Below are 592 nucleotides of genomic sequence, written 5' to 3'. Positions count from 1 at the left end.
GCGGAACTGGCGCTGGCGCAATCGGCCGCAGCCCTCGATACCGACCTGGTGGCCGCCTACAAGTCACTCGGCGGAGGTTGGGATGCGCATCTGTAGAGCTCCGGTTGGGCTGCCGTGTCTCTCTGCCGGTACAAGCCACCCGCCATCATCGACGCAATTGCCTGACGCCCCATTGCACGTCGCGGCAGAGGCGGAGTTGAAGCGCCGGATGGATGATTATTAATGGCCCGCAGGCGTTTTCCTCTGCGTCCGATGGCCTCATCTTTCTGGCTGCACATCTGGGTCGCCGTCGGCGCCGGGCGATTCAGCCAACCCATGCAGTTGACGGCATCGAGGTGCAAAAGCTTCCGCCGCTCATCGGCACGGCAAGCATCACGACTTACACATTGCCGACTGGTTTCGACTCAGCAGAGAGGCCTCGATGCCGGAACGGATTGAAGATTATGGCCTGATCGGAAATTGCGAGACCGCGGCTCTCGTCGGACGCAACGGGTCGATTGACTGGCTGGGAATGCCTCGATTTGACTCCGCTCCATTTTTCGCGGCCCTGCTGGGTGATCCCTCCCACGGCCGGTGGCTCATCGCTCCCGCG

Annotated in this window: 1 protein-coding gene; it reads left to right on the top strand. The window is 62.2% G+C overall.

What is annotated here, in order from left to right:
• Nucleotides 1–421: 421 nt before the first annotated feature.
• Nucleotides 422–592, top strand: a 171-nt coding sequence (locus ACO1BU_RS37700; RefSeq protein WP_424140948.1) for a trehalase-like domain-containing protein, incomplete at its 3' end; no start/stop codon positions are given.

Origin of the sequence: Roseomonas chloroacetimidivorans, from assembly GCF_049629625.1 — a bacterium.
GTDB lineage: Bacteria > Pseudomonadota > Alphaproteobacteria > Acetobacterales > Acetobacteraceae > Roseomonas > Roseomonas chloroacetimidivorans.
The sequence above is the reverse complement of the archived record's forward strand: the minus strand, read 5'-3'. Positions and strand labels throughout refer to the sequence as shown.